This window comes from Legionella bononiensis (assembly GCF_016786215.1).
Lineage (GTDB): Bacteria > Pseudomonadota > Gammaproteobacteria > Legionellales > Legionellaceae > Legionella > Legionella bononiensis.
On sequence record NZ_JADOBG010000002.1, the window covers coordinates 178543 to 195572 of the forward strand.

Genomic DNA, 17030 nt, shown 5'->3' on the forward strand with positions numbered 1-17030 from the left:
TTCATTTTAATAAAAACTCACTTGAGGTACATCGCTCCAGCGAGTTGTGTAAGCAGGTGATTTAAGTTGCGCTCTCATATCCCACGGTTTGGAATAGCCCTCAGCAGCCAATCGAATCGTACTTCGTCCGTATTTCTGATTAACCTTATCCAACACACTCATCAGTTGTTCGGTATGTTGTAGTTGTTCATCCGTTGGCTGATGAAACATATCCAACTGGCGGGGGTCTTTAGGAATTAAATCCTCAAGGCACACCCCTGCTTTCTTATAATAATATCCTGATCTAAAAATACGTCGCAAACAGCGTTTGGCGATTTTGGTAATTAAGCGCAAATCATCCGTTGCATTGACCAAGCGAAACTCCATAGCTTGAAAATGCTGTGCTAAATCCTCACGAAATCGATTCGTATGCACAAACACGTACAGGCGTTGGGCTACCAAACCTTGCCCGCGCATTTTTTCCACCGCACGCGCACAATGACTACTGACCGATTGTGCCACACACTCAAAATCAGTTTGCATCTTCCCAAAACTTTTAGATGACATAATGTTTTGCTTGGGCGCTTCCTCCTCCAACCCACCGCAAGCAATGCCTTGAAGCTCCATCGCAGTGCGCATAAGCACTACATTAAACCCCTTTTTCAAATGATGCGGATTGGTATTTGCTAAGTCATAAGCTGTGTAAATACCACGCGCTATTAATTTCTTTTCCCATTGCCGACCTACTCCCCAAACATCACCTACGGATATCTGCTTTAGTAATTGCTCGCGATTGGCAGTGATATTAAACACAGGAATTTTAAACACCTTCTTACAACAATAATTGGCTAGTTTTGCCAGGGTCTTAGTCTGACCAATACCAATAGAAGTTGGAATCCCGGTATGTTTTAGGATTTTCTTTTGTAACATCGCACAAAAGGAAGCATGCGACTCAACAGGCATACTACTTAAATCCAAAAAAGCCTCATCAATTGAATACACTTCTGCATGGGGCCAAGATTCTTCAATCGTACACATTACGCGATGGCTGATGTTGCCATATAAAGTGTAATTAGAAGAAAAGGCTTTAACTCCATGTTTGGCACATAGGCTCTTGATTTTAAAATAGGGCTCACCCATAGCAATGCCTAATGCTTTGGCCTCATTCGAGCGTGCAATACAACACCCATCATTATTAGATAACACTACAATGGGAGCATCTCGTAGATCAGGACGAAACAACCGCTCACAACTGGCGTAAAAATTATTGCAATCAATTAAGGCAAACATGTTAGGCCGGCTCATGAAGCACTAAAGTAACGACACCCCAAATCACCATTTCACAATCTTGTGTAATATCAATGGGTTTGAATTTGGAATTGGCTGGAAGTAATTGTACCCTCCCCTTTTTTTTAGAAAGGCGCTTGACAGTTAGCTCCCCATTAACCGCAGCAATCACAATGCGTCCGTCGCTGGCTTCAATACTTGGGGTGTGACAATCATTGGAACGAAAAGGTACTCTAAGCAAAAATCATTAAGCCAGCTCTAGCTTTTCAGCAACATTTAATGGTCTCAATTGACCTTCTGCCACAACTTTAGGCAACATAAATGAAAAGTGTCCCAAGAAATTAATATGTTTCCGCCCTAATGGCGATAACCTTGCTTCATCTTCTTCATTTATCACTTCACCCTGTGCGCGCAAATAATCTAATGCAGCCTGCATGTAAACCGTATTCCATAATACAATAGCGTTGGTTGCCAATCCTAATGCATTGAGTTGGTCTTCCTGCCCCTCGCGATATTTTTCGTGAATTTCACCACGTTTTCCATGATACACGGTGCGTGCCAAGCTGTGGCGACTTTCACCTTTATTGAGTTGTATCAAAATATGACGTCGGTACTCTTCGCTATCAATATAATTGAGCAGATATAACGTCTTAATAATACGACCTAAGTTCATTAAGGCTTTGGCCAGGCCAGATGGTCTATTCTTTCGAAATAAGGAACGTATTAAATCTGAAGCACTGACATGACCTAATTTCAAGGAAACAGCGACTCGTAGAATATCCTCCCAATGCTTGCGTATTGATGCTTCGTTAATTTTGTGATTTGAAATATCATTAAGCACCCCATAATCCGCTTTAGAATCAACTCTCCAAAAACGTGCACCACCAACATCAGCAAGCCTTGGACTAAATTGGTATCCCAACAACCAAAATAACGCAAAGATTATTTCGCTAGCACCAGCCGTATCAGTCATTATCTCTTTTATATCGAGACTTGTTTGTTGATCCTGCATGCCATCCAATAAATAAAGAGAATCACGAAGAGTACCAGTAATTACAATTCCATGAAATCCTGCATTTTGATCCGATACAAAATTGTAATAAGTTAGCCCGCGTTTTGGCCCATAGTATTTTTTATTAGGCCCAGAATTTACTGTTTTTACAGCGCAGGTAAATCTTACGCCATCAGCAGAAGCAATATTACCAGTACCCATCTTTTTCGCAAGTGGTTGTTGGAAGTGCAGGTCTACCAATTTCGCATTAGATCTAGCAATTGTTTCAGCACGGATGCAATTTTGCTGAATCCAACTTAATCGATTGCGTGTCAATTCTGGGCTGTCTTCATTAATCAATGGTTCAATACCAATGTTGCATGCTTCCGCCATAATGACTGCACATAATGAGACTTCAATTCCAGATATGCGTGAATTATTATCGCTAATATGAGTGCACTCATCTGTAAAATCAGACATACGGTTGGCTTCGAGCAATAATTCTGGAAAATCAATGCGAGGCATCAGCTTGTCGATTTTACTTTTCAATATTTTTAGGCTTTCTGGTTCCTCAATTTTTTCTAATCTGGATAATTTGATTCTATCTTTTCCCTTACTGTTTTTCACAATCTCAATCGCATCATTTTGGGGTAATCTTTGCAGCACATTCTGGTATTTATCTTCTAATATTGAAGACAGGTAACCAAACTCCTTATCAAAATCAATACTTAAATTGAGTGATCGGCATACTGGAATTTTATGTTCATCCCAGGCAGCACCTCTTAACAATTTAGTGCGAGGGTCACACCATCGTTCACTAAGTACTACGTGCATATCTCGGCTGCGCATATTAGTTTGTAGATGATCCATGACACATAAGGTATAACCTGGTCTATCAATTTCCTTGGTCTTAGGGTTGATAACAATATTTCGCCAACCAGTATTAATAATATCAAGTGGCGCATTTTGAAATGAAGGTTTTCTCTTCCCTTCTATAGACGCTAAAAATTCTATTGCTGCTTGTACCGGTTTGCCTTCTTTAGTTGTTTGGAATTTAACCGTGCTAAGTAATGTTGGCAGGAATCGACGTACGGTTTTATATTGCTCAAGCAGCTCATCGTAGTATTTGTCATGATGGGGTTTGGCAATTTGCCTAATGATCTCTACCGCATTGGATATTGTATCTTTAGAAATAGCTTTGTAAATTACAGCTGGCAAGTTTTGTTCCCCATCATATTGTAAAAACAAGTCACCAAAATCAGACAGCTTTAATGCAGCTTTATCCAAATCACCCAAGCTACGAATACGTTTTCTCTCACCTAATCGTTTTGCTGCAGCAGTAATTTCTGTGATCAACATGACCAACAGATCTAATGCATCATCAAGCGCATTGATTTCATAAACATATGCAAATGAAAACAGCACTGCAATGCGTCTATCATCAGGCATTCGTGCAATCGATGGCGCCCATGAGACAGTGACATATCTGGCCAAGTGATTAATTTTTGCTTTGGGTATATTGCCAATGTTTGTTTGACCTAAGCCTAAGTCACGTATGTATTGATAACGTTTTAGTGCCTGCACTAATCCAGCACTGCTGATATGTGTTGGTCCATTTTTTAATTCATCAAGTTTACTATAACGTTTACCGTCAGGTACCAACAATAAGTTTTCGAGTTGCTGCCTCTGGTTGATATCTACCAACAAAGTCAGTCGCTGCCATAGCCGTTTTGAAACCCGGTCTCGAACTTTTGCTATTAAAACGGTCAATGTACTTATGCCTGGTAATAGAACTTTTCTACTGATGAGCCACAGCGTGCAACGTTCAAACAAAATGCTTGGTCTTTCATTGCCATACCATGCTTGATCATACAGCCAGCGAGTTAATCGATAGCCCCAGATGCCGCCAAGATCTTTATAATCAAATACAGTCTTTATTTCACCACAATGATCTAATCGCGTTGCTTTACGATCCATATAAGATGCGAGTACTACTGGAAGTTCAATCGCTAATTGTTTTGCAATGTAATGGACAACTTGATTGGGCACATCAATTGGGTTCGCAAGAAAAGTACCAAGGAATCTAACCGTAGTTAATTGTATTGCATATCCCAGTTTATTGTAATCACGGCGACATGCCTTGATTAATTCTTTGTCCTTATCATCCAAGTAAAAATATTTATCAAGTTGATCTTGTGTCAGAGTTTCAGGATATTTTGCATAGGACTGATATTGCTCATCGGTTAAAAAATCAACAGGCATGAATGTCTCATAAAACGTTCGTTTGTTAAGAAGAAAAAATTGATAGAATAAAAGCGGTCATAAGTGTATCATCTATCCATCTTAATAAACAAAGTATTATTTTCCCAATTTATCAATCAATAATGAGAAAATACATGCCAAAATTAGTAGGGTATGCCCGCGTTAGTACAAATGACCAGGATGTTCAATTGCAACTCAATGCACTTGAGTCAGCAGGCTGTGCAAAAAATAAAATATTTATCGATAAAATTTCAGGTATTCGTACTGAAAGACCTGGATTAGATAAGTGCATGGAAGAATTGGAAGTTGGTGATACTCTTTTAGTATGGCGATTAGACCGATTGGGTCGCTCAATGGTTCATTTAGTGAAATTAATTGAGGATTTGGGAAATAAAGGGATTGGATTTCGTTCTCTCTGCGACGGCGCTATTGACACAACAACAGCTTCAGGAGAGTTAATTTTTAATATTTTTTCCTCTCTTGCTCAATTTGAACGAAGATTAATCCAAGAAAGAACCAAAGCCGGTTTAGATGCAGCGCGTGCCAGAGGCAGAAGCGGAGGAAGAAAGAAAATTGCACCAGACAATCCAAAAGTGCTTACAGCTAAGCGCATGCATAAAAATCATGGGATGAGTGTTGATGATATCTGCAAAACCCTAAAAATTTCTCGGGCTAGCTTTTATCGGTATATATCTTTGGAGTAATATTGCACATTCATAACCCTCTAACATTATAAGTATTTAAAAAATGAAAAAACTATTATTTCTTCTATTAGCTACTAGCTCACTTTCCATAAATGTTAATGCAAAAACCACACAAGAATATTCTGAATTGTTTAAAAACTACGATGCCTGCTTTATTCTTTATAACCTTAATGAGCATAAAATAGTTAGTGAGTATAATCCGAATAATTATTGTAACCAGAGAATTTCTCCAGATTCAACATTTAAAATTCCTTTATCATTAATGGCTTTTAATCAAGGAGTCATAAACCAGAAGACAGTCTTTAAATGGGATGGCAAAAAAGGTGTAATACCTGAACATGAACAAGATCAAACCCCTAATAGTTGGCTGAAATATTCGGTTCTTTGGGTATCTCAACAGATTACTCCGCAATTGGGCTATGCTCGCATCAAACACTATTTAGCAGGTTTTGATTATGGCAATCAAAATTTTAATGGCGATCAAGGCGAGAATAATGGTATCACTCATGCCTGGTTAGGTAGCAGCTTAAAAATTTCTGCTATGGAACAACTTAATTTCTTAAAATCAATGTTCAGCAATGAGCTGCCCGTTTCAACTGAAGTCGTGTTAAATACAAAGGAAAATTTATATCTCGGAAAACTAGATAACGGTGCTGATTATTTTGGTAAAACAGGCTCTGGTCGACATGGTCGTAACGAGCGATTAACTAATCCCAGTAAATTGCGTGATGGCTGGTTTGTCGGATTTATTCAAAATGGTAATCAACAATATATTTTTGTAAGTAATTTAACTGACAAAAAGGTACAAGCATCCATAGATAAATCGGATGGTAGTTTAAAACCATTCGGTAGCCAGTTATTAAAACCAATCACAATTAAGATATTAAATGATTATTTCACTAACTAGAGACTTATGCCGTGAGAAATGCTGGCCAGATACCTCATTGATGAAATATGTAAAACGGAAAATTAGAAAAATATTGCTTTTAGGGCTTCTATCATTTTTTAGTAGCACTAGTTTCGCAGAAGGTGGGTTACCAAAATTATTTTTGTTTTTGGGTGGAAACGAGGCAATTTCATATGAACATGTCCTCAAGAATAACTGTATAAATGGAGTGCAAATTGTTTACTCTTGGAAACAATTAGAACCTAAAAAAGGCGTTTATGATTTTTCAAAAATTGAAAATGACTTAGAATTTCTTAATAAAGTCCATAAAAAACTCTTTATCCAAATACAAGACCGATCATTTACTCCCGATGTATTTAACGTTCCTGACTATATCCGCGAAGAAGACATATATCATGGTGGAGTGGAAATGCAATATGATTTTCCTGGGGAAGGAAAACCTATTACAACAGGATGGGTAGCACGAACATGGGATCCTGCTGTAAAAGCTCGTTTTCAATTATTAATAAAAAAATTAGGATCTCAATTTGATGGGAAAATTTACGGTATAAACCTACCAGAAACATCGGCTGATTTTGACCCTGACCATATGCCTAAAGACTTCACATCAGATAAGTATTTTTATTCAGTAATTGATAATATTAGTTACCTAAAAAATGCTTTTCAAAAAAGTAGCGTTATCCAGTATGTCAATTTTTTTCCAGGAGAATGGAACAATGACCATCATTATATGAGTAGGCTATTTGATTTCGCCATGAATCACCACATTGGTTTAGGTGGCCCTGATGTTGTACCTTATAAAGATTCTCAAATGAAAAATAGCTATCCTTTTTTTCATAAATTTAAAGGTAAACTATTGACGGCTATAGCTATCCAAGAACCTGATTACACTTATAAAAACCCAAGTACCGGTGATTTTTACAGTTTTTCTGATTTCTATTCTTTCTCGAAAGAATACTTAGGTGCTTCAATTCTATTTTGGAACGTAGAAGAACCATTTTTTTCTGATCAGCTTTTACCTAGATTAGGTACTAACTATTTTAAATGCCATGAACAAAATGCTTAGAGTACCTTTTCGTTCCAATGATTGTCACACCCCTACTTCTATCCACCAATAACCAATCGCCTGAAAAGATTCCCGCATCCACCATGGAGTCTCCCGTGGCTTGCAACACAAAAGTCGCAGAAGGATGCCTAATGAACTTGGTATTTAAATCCAAATATCCTTCAATGTAATCATCGGCAGGTGATGGGAATCCGGCTTGGACTTTACTGGAAAAAACCGGAAGCTGATAGTTAGGCTTCTCTTTTAATCGCTCAAGCTCCGCCAATAGCGACATAGGTATCCGAACCGCTTTAGTAGGTTCTCCTTTTGGACGACCTGCCCCTGCTCTTGTTCCACCTCGTGGTGACATGATACCCTCTTTTTTGATTTTTGTTACAAATATCATAGACAGGGAAAATTATGCTGTAAAGATCACCAAAGGTACAAAAGTGGGGGAAGATGACTTAAGTCAACGGGAATATTAGGAAAAATATTTTTATCTTTTTATTTGGGGCAAGGGCTCCATAGCCAAAGGATGGTCGAAATCGGCTTTATTGACTAAAGTCGACACGCGATACCCTTCTAAATCGTCATAAGAATATGGTTTTAACAAAGCCAATAGATCCTCTTTTGGGCATTGTGAATTATCTAGCCAAAGAGATTGGGCCTCCCTATCTAAAATTACAGGCATTCGATGATGAACTGATTGCATCAGTGGATTGGCATCGGTGGTGATTAAGCAACACGAATGAATCACTTCAGTCCTAAGTTGCCACGTATCCCAAAGAGCTGCTACAGCGAGCAACTCCTGATTGATCTTGCGAAAGAAATAGGGTTGCTTTACACTTCCTTCCACATGCCACTCATAAAATCCGCTCATCGGCATTAAACATCGTTTAGATTTCATGGCATTTCGAAAAGCTGGTTTTTCAAAAAGAGTTTCAGCGCGTGCATTAATAAGGCTTCCAATTTTTTTCCTGTCAGCTGTCCAGGAAGGAATTAATCCCCAGCGCAATACAACACTTTGCAATTCATCGGTATTGGTTTTGACAAGGCAAACCACATCGGCACCCGGAGCAATATTAAATCGTGGAGTAATTTCAACAGAATTAGATAAATGAAATTCATACTTTAACTTCTCATAAGAAGCCACATAAGCAAATCGACCACACATGCCTTTACCCTCTTAAGATGCATAGAATGAGTATAGTCGGAATAATCGCAACGTTAGCCATCGAGTATTAGGCTAAGAAAATGACTTGGGGACACTAGATTTTTCAATTGTTAGGGATAGAGAGCAGAAATGGATAGTTTTTTAGTCAAAAATCATTGTCTTTAAAATGCTGATTCAATGCTCATAATTCTAATTGGTGGCATGAGTAGAGAAAAGTTTATAAGCAACCAGAACATTGCTATAAAGACCAGAGAACATGATCCGTTGCTTGTTTTGCAAATATTTTCCCATTAATAGGCATAATTACGTTATAACCCACGAACTTTACACAACGTTATCAACAGATATTGTGGATAACTAACCTCTTTCGCTCATTAGCTTAATAAGCCAATCCACCTCACTAGCAGAATTCACCTCAATAATCACTTTTCCTTTACCTTCAGCATTTACTTTTACAGAAACATTAGTGGTAAATTGTTGGGATAGATAAGTACTCCACTCCTCACATTTATCATGAGGTATAGCCGAAGAAATAGTTTTGTTATGCCCCTCATCACTGGAGGACTTCAATCGATTGGCTAAGGCCTCGGTATCACGCACATTAAGTTGTTTATCAATAACGATGCATGCAACCTGATATTGCTGTTCTTGGGAAAGTTTCAAAAGGGATCTAGCGTGCCCCATATCAATCTTACCCTCGCTCAACATCTCTATTACTCTAGGCTCTAAAGATAATAAGCGAAGCGAATTAGTAATCGAAACCCTAGAACGCCCTATCATCTGTGCCATGTCCTCATGAGTCATTTGAAAGTCTTCACGAAACCGATTCAATGCTAATGCCTCTTCGATTGGATTTAGATTTTCACGTTGAATATTTTCAATCAGTGAAAATGCAAGGGCAACATTATCATCAATATTTCTGACGATAACAGGTACATAAGTTAATCCAGCCTTTTTCGCTGCTCGCCAACGTCTTTCACCAGCAATAATCTCATAACGATCTTCTGCTATCTTTCTAACAATAAGGGGTTGGATAATCCCTTGAACTTTAATGGAGTTTGCGAGCTCATCTAAAATAGATTCGTCAAATTGTTTTCGAGGCTGGTATTTGCCAGAAATTAATAACTCAACAGCTAAATGTGTAATAGATTCGCGGGGTATAGATTCTCCATCCTGGAATGAATTGTCTAAGGCTCGAAGCAACTTCAATCCCTTCAATTCTAAATTTGACACGAGTGTCTCTCCTCAATTTCCCTGCAAACGTCCCACCCTACCTGTAAACGTCGCACCTTCTGTTATTATTCTTATTTTTACTTCCTGAAAACGTCTCACCCTGTCCCGTAACTGTCTCAACCATTCCTGCAAACGTCCCTACCAATCCCCGTAAAAGTCCCTCTAGTCCTCTTACAATCCTTAAGAACATTGAATCATTCAGTTTCTAAACAACTAATAAAAAGATCTTAAAAAAATTAAAACACGTTGTGTTTCTATAGTAAATAGAAATTTCATTTTTCTGTTGCATTTTCAATAAATCATAGATAAATTATAAAAAATGTGAAAATTACTTAATTTAATAAAAGGGAAATCATGCTTGATCCTCAAATCATTACGTATGGTACAGATAATCCAGAACAGTTAATGGATAAGTTCTATCAAGCAGGTAACGAAATGTTACTAACATTAAGAAATTTTGTAATTAGTCCTGAGAAAAGAAAAAAACCTAGAACTTGGGGAGCTATTGAGGCCGCAAAAATGGTTAAAGTTTCCGATCCTACGTTCAGAAAATTGCTAGAATCTTCAGATGATATCCCTGGAATTGTAATTGAAGACTCTGAAAATGGCAGAAAAGTTAAAAAATATACTTTGGCAGCTATTAATGTGCTTAGAGATAAAGCAGAAACCCGATATAAAAGACCAAAGGGCTCAAAGGGTTTAACCATAGCGGTTTCTAACTTAAAAGGTGGAGTTGGAAAAACTGAAACCACAGTTGATTTAGGAAAAAAAATTGCTATAGAAGGTTTAAAAGTCCTACTTTTAGACTTTGATGCACAAGGAACAGCAACTTTAATTAGTTCTGGATTAATACCTGATTTAGAATTGCGTTATGAAGATACAATAACCAATGTGTTAATATCCAATCCTAACAATATCAAAAATGTAATATTAAAAACCCATTTTGATGGTCTTGATATCATCCCAGCTAACTTAGCGATACAAGATTGTGATCTGATTTTACCTAATGAAAAAGAAAATAATCATGAGCGTCTAGGTTCACCCTTCATACGATTATCAGAGTCATTAAAAATTATAAAAAATCAATACGATGTAATTTTAATTGATTGTGGACCCAATCTAGGTTTACTAACACTTAATGCAATCATTGCCTGTGATGGCATCATTATCCCTATCCCTCCTAGTATGAATGATTATTCAAGTTTCATTATGTACACAGCTACCCTACGAAATATGTTTAAAGAATTACCTTCAAAAAAATTGGAATATTTACGAATACTCATTTCTAAGCACAGCGGAAGTAATGAAGCGTTACAGATGGAGAATATGATGCGAGAGCAGTTTGGCAGATATATTCTCACTAATCATATGTGTGAAACAGTAGAAGTTGCAAAAGCAGCTAATGAGATTGGAACCATCTATGATGTTTCAAAGCCGCGTGGCAGTCGAGAAGCTTATCGCAGAGCCTTGCAACATTTAGATGATGTTAATCTTGAAATTATTAATAACTTTAAAGAAATCTGGGATAAACAAGCTAAAGCATCCTTTGTAAGTGGAGAATAACATGGATAATAGTAAACGTAACGTTCATAATTCTGGCCCCTTAGGCATGCTCATGAAAAGTGGTCAAGTAAAAAAAATAGAGACTACTGAAGAAGTTATCTTAAAACCAGCTACTCCCAAGGCTCCATCTTATTTTAAAACTCAATCTGGAATTGAATTTGCTGAACAGGAGTTAATTTATGTTAATCCAGAAGAATGCGAGCCATGGAAATACGCTAACCGCCAAGAAAGTGAATTAGGTGATATTGATGGTCTAATTGATTCTATTAAATCAAATAAGCAGTTGCAGCCAGCTTTAGTAAGAAATCATCCTAATCCTCATGGGAAAATAAAGTATGAGGTTATTTTCGGTCGAAGAAGACACATCGCCTGTATGAGATTAGGAATCCCGTTTCTTGTAATTAGAAAAGATATTCCCAACGTACAAGATGCTATTGCATCGCAAGATGCAGAGAATAAGTTACGGAATGATGTTAGTAATTATTCTAATGCGATGCTTTATAAACGACTGTTATTAGATAATGTATTTAAAACCGAGAAGGAACTTTCCGAAAAATTACGCATCTCCTATTCTACATTCAACGAATTAATGGCTTATTCTAAAATTCCAGACGATATAGTGAGTGCTATCCCTGATGTACATGCCCTTTCAAAACAACTTGCTGTAACGATTGTTCAATTACTTAATAAGTCTAAAGAAAACTACAGTAAAATGCTTTCTATTGCCAATCAGTTAGGTAAAACAATCACCTCACAAGCTAAGTTAGAAAAAATTTTTGAAGAGAAGGCCTTGCCACAAAAAAATGAAACTAAAACTATAAGTAATGCTAAGTCTTATATCTCTGTAAATGGGAAGAAATTATTTACTTGCAAGTCAGATTATCGAGGACTTCCATCTATTGTTCTTAATAAAGAGATTGCTAGTTTTGTTAATGTGGAAGATATGTGTGAGCACGTTTCAAATTATTTAGAGCAAATTATAGCAGAATCCGAGTACTCGGATTGAGAGTGAATCCGAGTACTCGGATTACTTGTTTGGTAGCATGGAGAAACGTATGGGAAGCGTAGCAATAAATAATAAAAGTCTTGAACTTAAAAAACATGTTAACGCGATACATTGTTCTAATAACTTGTCATTAGTTCAGCGAAAGCTTTTTAATGCTTTACTATTTAATGCGTATCCAGATTTGCCTTACAAACAGCAATTCGAAATCAGAGGAAAAGATCTATATCAGCTGATTGGCTACAATAGCAAAGATACTGCAAAGCTAAAAGAAGCTTTACTTGGATTAATAACAATAGCTATTGAATGGAACGTTATTGACTGTACAACTGGGCAAGAAAAAAGGTGGAAAGCCAGCTCAATATTGGCGTCTGCGGAGCTTTCTAATGGGGTTTGTATCTATGAATACAGCCAGGTAATGAAAGACCTTATGTATCAACCCGAGATTTATGGCCAAATAAATATTGATCTGATTTCAAAGTTTAAATCAGGGTATGGCTTAGCACTATACGAGAACTGTATTCGATACAAAGGCCTTGCACAGACACCATGGTTTCCAATAGAGATTTTTAGAAAGTTAATGGGCGTATTTGATGGAAAATATCAAGTATTTAAGGATTTTAAGAAAAGAGTACTTGATGTTGGGGTTAATGAAGTAAATGCCGTATCACCTATTCGTATTTTACCTGAAATAGAACGAGTTAATCAGAAAGTAACTAGAGTTCGATTCAAGCTAGAAAAACAGTTTGATGAATCTCCAATCCCACTTAATGACTTATCGATTGACGAAGGATTAAAACAAGTATTGATTAATACATTTGGATTTTCAACTCAAATGATTGATGAGACATATGCAAAGTATGATAGTGAGTACATTCGAGAGAAAGTAGAAATTATTACTCAATCAGAAAGTTTTGTTGCTGGGAAAATTAGAGGCTTAGCTGGGTATTTGATTGAAGCATTAAAAAAAGATTATAAGCTTAGCAGATCAAGTAAAGCTGTAATTAATGAACGTCGCAAGATCTCAGAAGCTAAAGAAAAAGAAAAGAAAGAAAAATTGGAAGAGCAATCAGATCGCTACAAACAGTATGTAAACAAAAAGATAAACACATACCTAGAGAAATTAACAGAGCATCAAAAAAGCGATTTAAATAATGAGTTTGAGAAATTCATAAAGGTACAAAGTAGTATTCTCAAAAATTGGTATAAAAAGCATGGTCTAGATCACCCTGCAACCAAAGCCTCTTTTCATAGCTTCATTAAAGAAAATAGACATAGTGAAATAGGTACTATCATATCAATGGAAGATTATATTGAGTTAGTTCAATAGCAATTAAGAATAGCTATAAACTTTAAGGATGGGACATTTACGGGGATCTATTGTTTTATTGCTGGGTGGGACGTTTACAGGAAATGATAGTGCCATAATTATTATGCCTATTTCATATCTAGCGTAGTTTGTATGATACAAAGAAATTGATGAAGAGAATTAGTAATGAAAACAATTTGTGTATACCTTGGTGCTAGTTCTGGAAATAATCTGGCATTCAAAGAAGCTGTTATTAAGCTTGCTCATGAAATAGTGGTTCATGAACTTACACTAGTTTATGGTGGGTCACGTTTAGGTATGATGGGTTTATTAGCAAAAACGGTAAAAGAATTGGGCGGTAAAGCGATCGGGGTTACAACCACACATCTTTTAGATAAAGAAAAACCGTTAGACATTCTAGATGAACTTCATATAGTCTCCACCATGCAAGAAAGAAAAAAAATGCTTCAACATCTGGCTGACGCATTTATCGTTATGCCTGGTGGTTTAGGAACATTAGAAGAAGCGGTCGAAACATGGAATGCAATAAAAATTGGAGAGCTGGACAAAAAAATAGGTTTTCTTAACGTTGATGATTACTTTATAAAACTATTTAGTTTTATGGAGCATTGTAATAAAAGTGGATTTATAACAGCTGAGCAAACAGCTATTCCCTCCGTGCAAGTTGAACCTAAAAAATTGTTGAGTGATTTAGTCCTAGCAAAATCTGAAGAATTGATTGTGTGATGTAACAGTAAAAGTTTTTAATAAGGAAATGAAATGCATGCTGTAAGGGGTGATCGAAAAGGGATAGTTTATCTACATTGGCTAAATGCAATAACTACATTCAGTTTTGCTATTTTATTTTCATCATTATCCCTTTATTTAACAAAGAACATTGGCTTAACTCAAATGCAATCCAATGGAATCGTAGGATTTTTTCTGGCATCAAATTTTATTTTACATTTTGTAGCGGGGTACATTGGGGATAGATTTTTAAGTAATCGATTGCTATTTGCCATTTCAACGCTCATACAAACTTTAGGGTTAATAGTGCTTAATTTTTCTGATTCTTTTGTGTATCTAGGGTTAAGCTTGTTTCTAATAGGGTGTGGATTAGGATCTACATGTATTAACTGCCTTATTACCCAACAATTTACAAGTAACGAAAATGAATTAAGAGAAAAAGCATTTTTTCATAATTACAGTGCTATGAATATAGGATTCCTCTCTGGTTATGTTATGAGCGGATTTATTGATATTCACGATAGATACGATCGTTTATTTGAAGTAAGTAATTTGATTAATCTAATTACGGTGTTTTTCATTATTAAATCGTGGAGATATTTCGAAAAAAATAAAGTAAATACCAGGGAGGAGATAAAGAGGGGTCGACTAGGACTGATATTAATCATATTTATTATACCTATTCTTCTAGCAGGTTTTTATTATTCTTGGTTAGCAAATGGCCTCATACTCTTTATTGGAGCTGCGGCTTTATTCTATATAACATTACTTGGACGAAGTTTAAGTACACAAAATGCACGAAAAAAAATTTATTCTTTTGTATTTTTAACGATAAGTTCAATTGTATTTTGGATGCTTTATTTTGTAGGACCTATGGGTGTGACTCAATTCTTGAAGTATAACGTGAATATTTATATAGGTTCTTATTATATTCCTCCACAATGGTTAATGAATTTAAACTCAATTTTTGTAATTATTGGCTCACCTATAGCAATCACTCTATTTGATAAACTAAGAAAGCAACAAATCACCATTTCGATATCAAAACAATTTATGTGTTCCTTAGTGTTTATTGCATTGTCGTTTTTGATATTGACTGTTGGCATAATGACTTGTGGCACTGAGGGATTGACTGGCATGGTTTGGATTATCGCGCATTATCTTCTTCAAGCGATAGGGGAGTTGCTAATTGGTCCAGTTGGTTACGCGATGATAGGAAGTCTTGCACCAGAAAAACTGCAAGGGCTTATGATGGGGATATGGATGATGGCTTCAGGAATAGCAGCCACATTATCCAATTATTTTTCTAATTTAATGACTCAATCGGAATCTTTAAATCCGCTTGTTAGCAATGAACATTATTTGAGCGCATTTACCCAACTAGGTCTTTATGCCATCTTTGGTGCACTCATTCTCTGGTTTTGTTCTAAAACAATTGAGAAAAGTATACAAAAAACTTCGGTCAAAGCGATCGAAGGAATGGCATAATCTATTATACCGATAAGTCAGCCCGTAATTTGGATAGCTTTGTTTCTTCTTGAGCTAGTATTTTTAGAAAATTGTCCAATATATTAGGGTTTTTTATCGTTTTAATATCTTTTTTAATACCATTAATAAGGCTTTGTTGAATTTGAAGTGACTTTTGTAATTCCATGTTAGTACATGAGGGATAAACCAATTCATAAACATTGGATAAATGTTTATTTGTAGTGATCTCATCTAATCCAGAATAAGTGCATTCTTCCTTCTTCAATTGCAGTCGAACAGCATTTTCCAGATCGTGCTTTTCCTTGTAACGTTTACCTTCTGGAGAATGTTTATCAAATCCTTTGGGGGTTCTCCAGCGATTTGAGCGAAGAAGTTGAGAAATGATATTAATTTTGTGTTGAAAAGTGCCAATGTTTTGGAATTGTTCTTGGTTGCTTAATGAAAATACAACCTCATCCAAGACCTTTTGTGGTGAAGATAGTTTTATTCCGTGTTGCCTTTGAACATTCAACAACATCCCTTTAGCGATATTGAGCTCGTTAAGTGGTAATTTAGTATCTGAATGAGAAATAGTAATATTATTAATTACTCTATTTTTATCTTTATTAATGATATCTGTTGAAACAAGATAATCCATTCTCTCGTTTATATCCGGCTCGGTAACGAGCTCTTTTTCTTTTATCTCTATAGTGTTTTGGGGCTCTTTGGGTATTAATTGTAATTTTCGTTGAAGCGTTTCTGTAATGGTTATAAACGATCGAGGTACGCCGTAATATTTAAATCGCTTTCTGATAATGAAGCCTTCTTCTTCTAAGTTCTTTAGGTAGATATATATTCTGCTTTCACTAAACCCAAGCTCTGCTGCAAGCTCAGGGATTTTTTTTGTGAACCATAATCTATTGTCACGCTTTAAAAGGGTGCCTTGATGATGAAAGATTATTTTATCTAAGAGAAGTGCTTCTTTAGGGCATTTTGTTAATGAAAGAAGCTTATTAAAGCCTAAATAATAAATTGAATTATTCATAATACATCCATGTGAAAAAAATTACTTAATTAACCCCGATGTGGTCAGCATATAAATTAACTGAGGCGTGGTTTTACAATTAAAACTTGTTTTTAGGTCACTAAGTCGATAAAGAATGTACCTTTTTGACTTCTTTGTATCTTCAGCAATGTCATTCACATGGCAGCCGTTAACTATCATTTTTATGATTTGATTATCCACATGGTCGATTGTCATTAAAACTCCGTTTTTATATAAACGCATTCCATGTGACATAATTTATAACTTGAAATGCATTAATGCAATAAAAATATTAATTTTTACCGATAAATTTT

13 protein-coding genes and 2 pseudogenes are annotated in these 17030 nt (G+C 36.1%); 8 read left to right on the plus strand and 7 right to left on the minus strand.

Translation table 11 applies throughout. From position 1 onward, the window contains the following. Positions 1-6 precede the first annotated feature (6 nt). The 3 genes and pseudogenes from IZU94_RS01965 to IZU94_RS01975 all read right to left on the minus strand — a co-directional run bounded on the left by IZU94_RS01965 (position 7) and on the right by IZU94_RS01975 (position 4519). Positions 7-1284: a Y-family DNA polymerase gene (locus IZU94_RS01965; protein WP_203107489.1), complete on the minus strand. Its 1278-nt coding sequence runs from the start codon at positions 1282-1284 to the stop codon at positions 7-9. Next, positions 1271-1465 (minus strand): annotated as a pseudogene (locus IZU94_RS01970) (LexA family protein); the annotation flags it as partial. The pseudogene IZU94_RS01970 and the gene IZU94_RS01965, both read right to left, overlap by 14 nt. 48 nt (positions 1466-1513) lie before the next feature. Beyond that, positions 1514-4519 (minus strand): Tn3 family transposase, encoded by a 3006-nt coding sequence (locus IZU94_RS01975; RefSeq protein WP_203107491.1) that lies wholly within the window; start codon positions 4517-4519, stop codon positions 1514-1516. Between the two features lie 134 nt (positions 4520-4653). Between IZU94_RS01975 and IZU94_RS01980 the strand changes: the two genes are divergently transcribed. The 3 genes from IZU94_RS01980 to IZU94_RS01990 are packed head-to-tail and all read left to right on the plus strand — an operon-like array spanning position 4654 to position 7196. Continuing rightward, positions 4654-5223 (plus strand): recombinase family protein, encoded by a 570-nt coding sequence (locus tag IZU94_RS01980; protein ID WP_203107493.1) that lies wholly within the window; start codon positions 4654-4656, stop codon positions 5221-5223. A 43-nt stretch (positions 5224-5266) separates the two neighbouring features. Continuing rightward, on the plus strand, positions 5267-6130 hold the full coding sequence (locus tag IZU94_RS01985; RefSeq protein ID WP_203107495.1) for a penicillin-binding transpeptidase domain-containing protein: 864 nt from the start codon (positions 5267-5269) through the stop codon (positions 6128-6130). A gap of 40 nt (positions 6131-6170) precedes the next feature. Beyond that, entirely contained in the window at positions 6171-7196 is a 1026-nt protein-coding gene (locus IZU94_RS01990; protein ID WP_203107497.1) for a hypothetical protein, read from the plus strand. Positions 7197-7230: 34 nt separating this feature from the next. On the opposite strand, the pseudogene IZU94_RS01995 reads toward IZU94_RS01990, so the two are convergent. The 3 genes and pseudogenes from IZU94_RS01995 to IZU94_RS02005 all read right to left on the minus strand — a co-directional run. Then, positions 7231-7545: pseudogene (locus IZU94_RS01995) on the minus strand (LexA family protein); the annotation flags it as partial. 126 nt (positions 7546-7671) lie between these two features. Beyond that, positions 7672-8349 carry an SOS response-associated peptidase gene (locus IZU94_RS02000; RefSeq protein ID WP_203107499.1) on the minus strand — a complete coding sequence of 226 codons (678 nt, stop codon included), beginning with the start codon at positions 8347-8349 and terminating at the stop codon, positions 7672-7674. Positions 8350-8706: 357 nt separating this feature from the next. After that, entirely contained in the window at positions 8707-9582 is an 876-nt protein-coding gene (locus tag IZU94_RS02005) for a ParB/RepB/Spo0J family partition protein (RefSeq protein ID WP_203107501.1), read from the minus strand. 354 nt (positions 9583-9936) lie between these two features. Between IZU94_RS02005 and IZU94_RS02010 the strand changes: the two genes are divergently transcribed. The 5 genes from IZU94_RS02010 (at position 9937) to IZU94_RS02030 (ending at position 15692) form a co-directional block, all read left to right on the plus strand. Continuing rightward, the gene (locus tag IZU94_RS02010; RefSeq protein ID WP_203107503.1) at positions 9937-11145 is read left to right on the plus strand and encodes an AAA family ATPase; all 1209 of its coding nucleotides are present in this window, start codon (positions 9937-9939) and stop codon (positions 11143-11145) included. Position 11146: 1 nt separating this feature from the next. Beyond that, positions 11147-12151 carry a ParB/RepB/Spo0J family partition protein gene (locus IZU94_RS02015; protein WP_203107505.1) on the plus strand — a complete coding sequence of 335 codons (1005 nt, stop codon included), beginning with the start codon at positions 11147-11149 and terminating at the stop codon, positions 12149-12151. A 49-nt stretch (positions 12152-12200) separates the two neighbouring features. Continuing rightward, the gene (locus tag IZU94_RS02020; protein ID WP_238400467.1) at positions 12201-13478 is read left to right on the plus strand and encodes a replication initiation protein; all 1278 of its coding nucleotides are present in this window, start codon (positions 12201-12203) and stop codon (positions 13476-13478) included. A gap of 165 nt (positions 13479-13643) precedes the next feature. Further along, positions 13644-14204 carry an LOG family protein gene (locus IZU94_RS02025; protein ID WP_203107509.1) on the plus strand — a complete coding sequence of 187 codons (561 nt, stop codon included), beginning with the start codon at positions 13644-13646 and terminating at the stop codon, positions 14202-14204. A gap of 33 nt (positions 14205-14237) precedes the next feature. Next, positions 14238-15692, plus strand: coding sequence for a peptide MFS transporter (locus tag IZU94_RS02030; protein WP_203107511.1), 1455 nt, complete (start codon positions 14238-14240; stop codon positions 15690-15692). Positions 15693-15696: 4 nt separating this feature from the next. On the opposite strand, the gene IZU94_RS02035 is transcribed toward IZU94_RS02030, so the two are convergent. Then, positions 15697-16716 (minus strand): hypothetical protein, encoded by a 1020-nt coding sequence (locus tag IZU94_RS02035; RefSeq protein ID WP_203107513.1) that lies wholly within the window; start codon positions 16714-16716, stop codon positions 15697-15699. Positions 16717-17030 lie beyond the last annotated feature (314 nt).

Excerpts from the sequence above, each read along its gene's own strand:
- IZU94_RS01965 (WP_203107489.1), bottom strand. The coding sequence starts at position 1,284 with ATGAGCCGGCCTAACATGTTTGCCTTAATTGATTGCAATAATTTTTAC.
- IZU94_RS01975 (WP_203107491.1), bottom strand. The coding sequence starts at position 4,519 with ATGCCTGTTGATTTTTTAACCGATGAGCAATATCAGTCCTATGCAAAA.
- IZU94_RS01980 (WP_203107493.1), top strand. The coding sequence starts at position 4,654 with ATGCCAAAATTAGTAGGGTATGCCCGCGTTAGTACAAATGACCAGGAT.
- IZU94_RS01985 (WP_203107495.1), top strand. The coding sequence starts at position 5,267 with ATGAAAAAACTATTATTTCTTCTATTAGCTACTAGCTCACTTTCCATA.
- IZU94_RS01990 (WP_203107497.1), top strand. The coding sequence starts at position 6,171 with ATGAAATATGTAAAACGGAAAATTAGAAAAATATTGCTTTTAGGGCTT.
- IZU94_RS02000 (WP_203107499.1), bottom strand. The coding sequence starts at position 8,349 with ATGTGTGGTCGATTTGCTTATGTGGCTTCTTATGAGAAGTTAAAGTAT.
- IZU94_RS02010 (WP_203107503.1), top strand. The coding sequence starts at position 9,937 with ATGCTTGATCCTCAAATCATTACGTATGGTACAGATAATCCAGAACAG.
- IZU94_RS02015 (WP_203107505.1), top strand. The coding sequence starts at position 11,147 with ATGGATAATAGTAAACGTAACGTTCATAATTCTGGCCCCTTAGGCATG.
- IZU94_RS02020 (WP_238400467.1), top strand. The coding sequence starts at position 12,201 with ATGGGAAGCGTAGCAATAAATAATAAAAGTCTTGAACTTAAAAAACAT.
- IZU94_RS02025 (WP_203107509.1), top strand. The coding sequence starts at position 13,644 with ATGAAAACAATTTGTGTATACCTTGGTGCTAGTTCTGGAAATAATCTG.
- IZU94_RS02030 (WP_203107511.1), top strand. The coding sequence starts at position 14,238 with ATGCATGCTGTAAGGGGTGATCGAAAAGGGATAGTTTATCTACATTGG.
- IZU94_RS02035 (WP_203107513.1), bottom strand. The coding sequence starts at position 16,716 with ATGAATAATTCAATTTATTATTTAGGCTTTAATAAGCTTCTTTCATTA.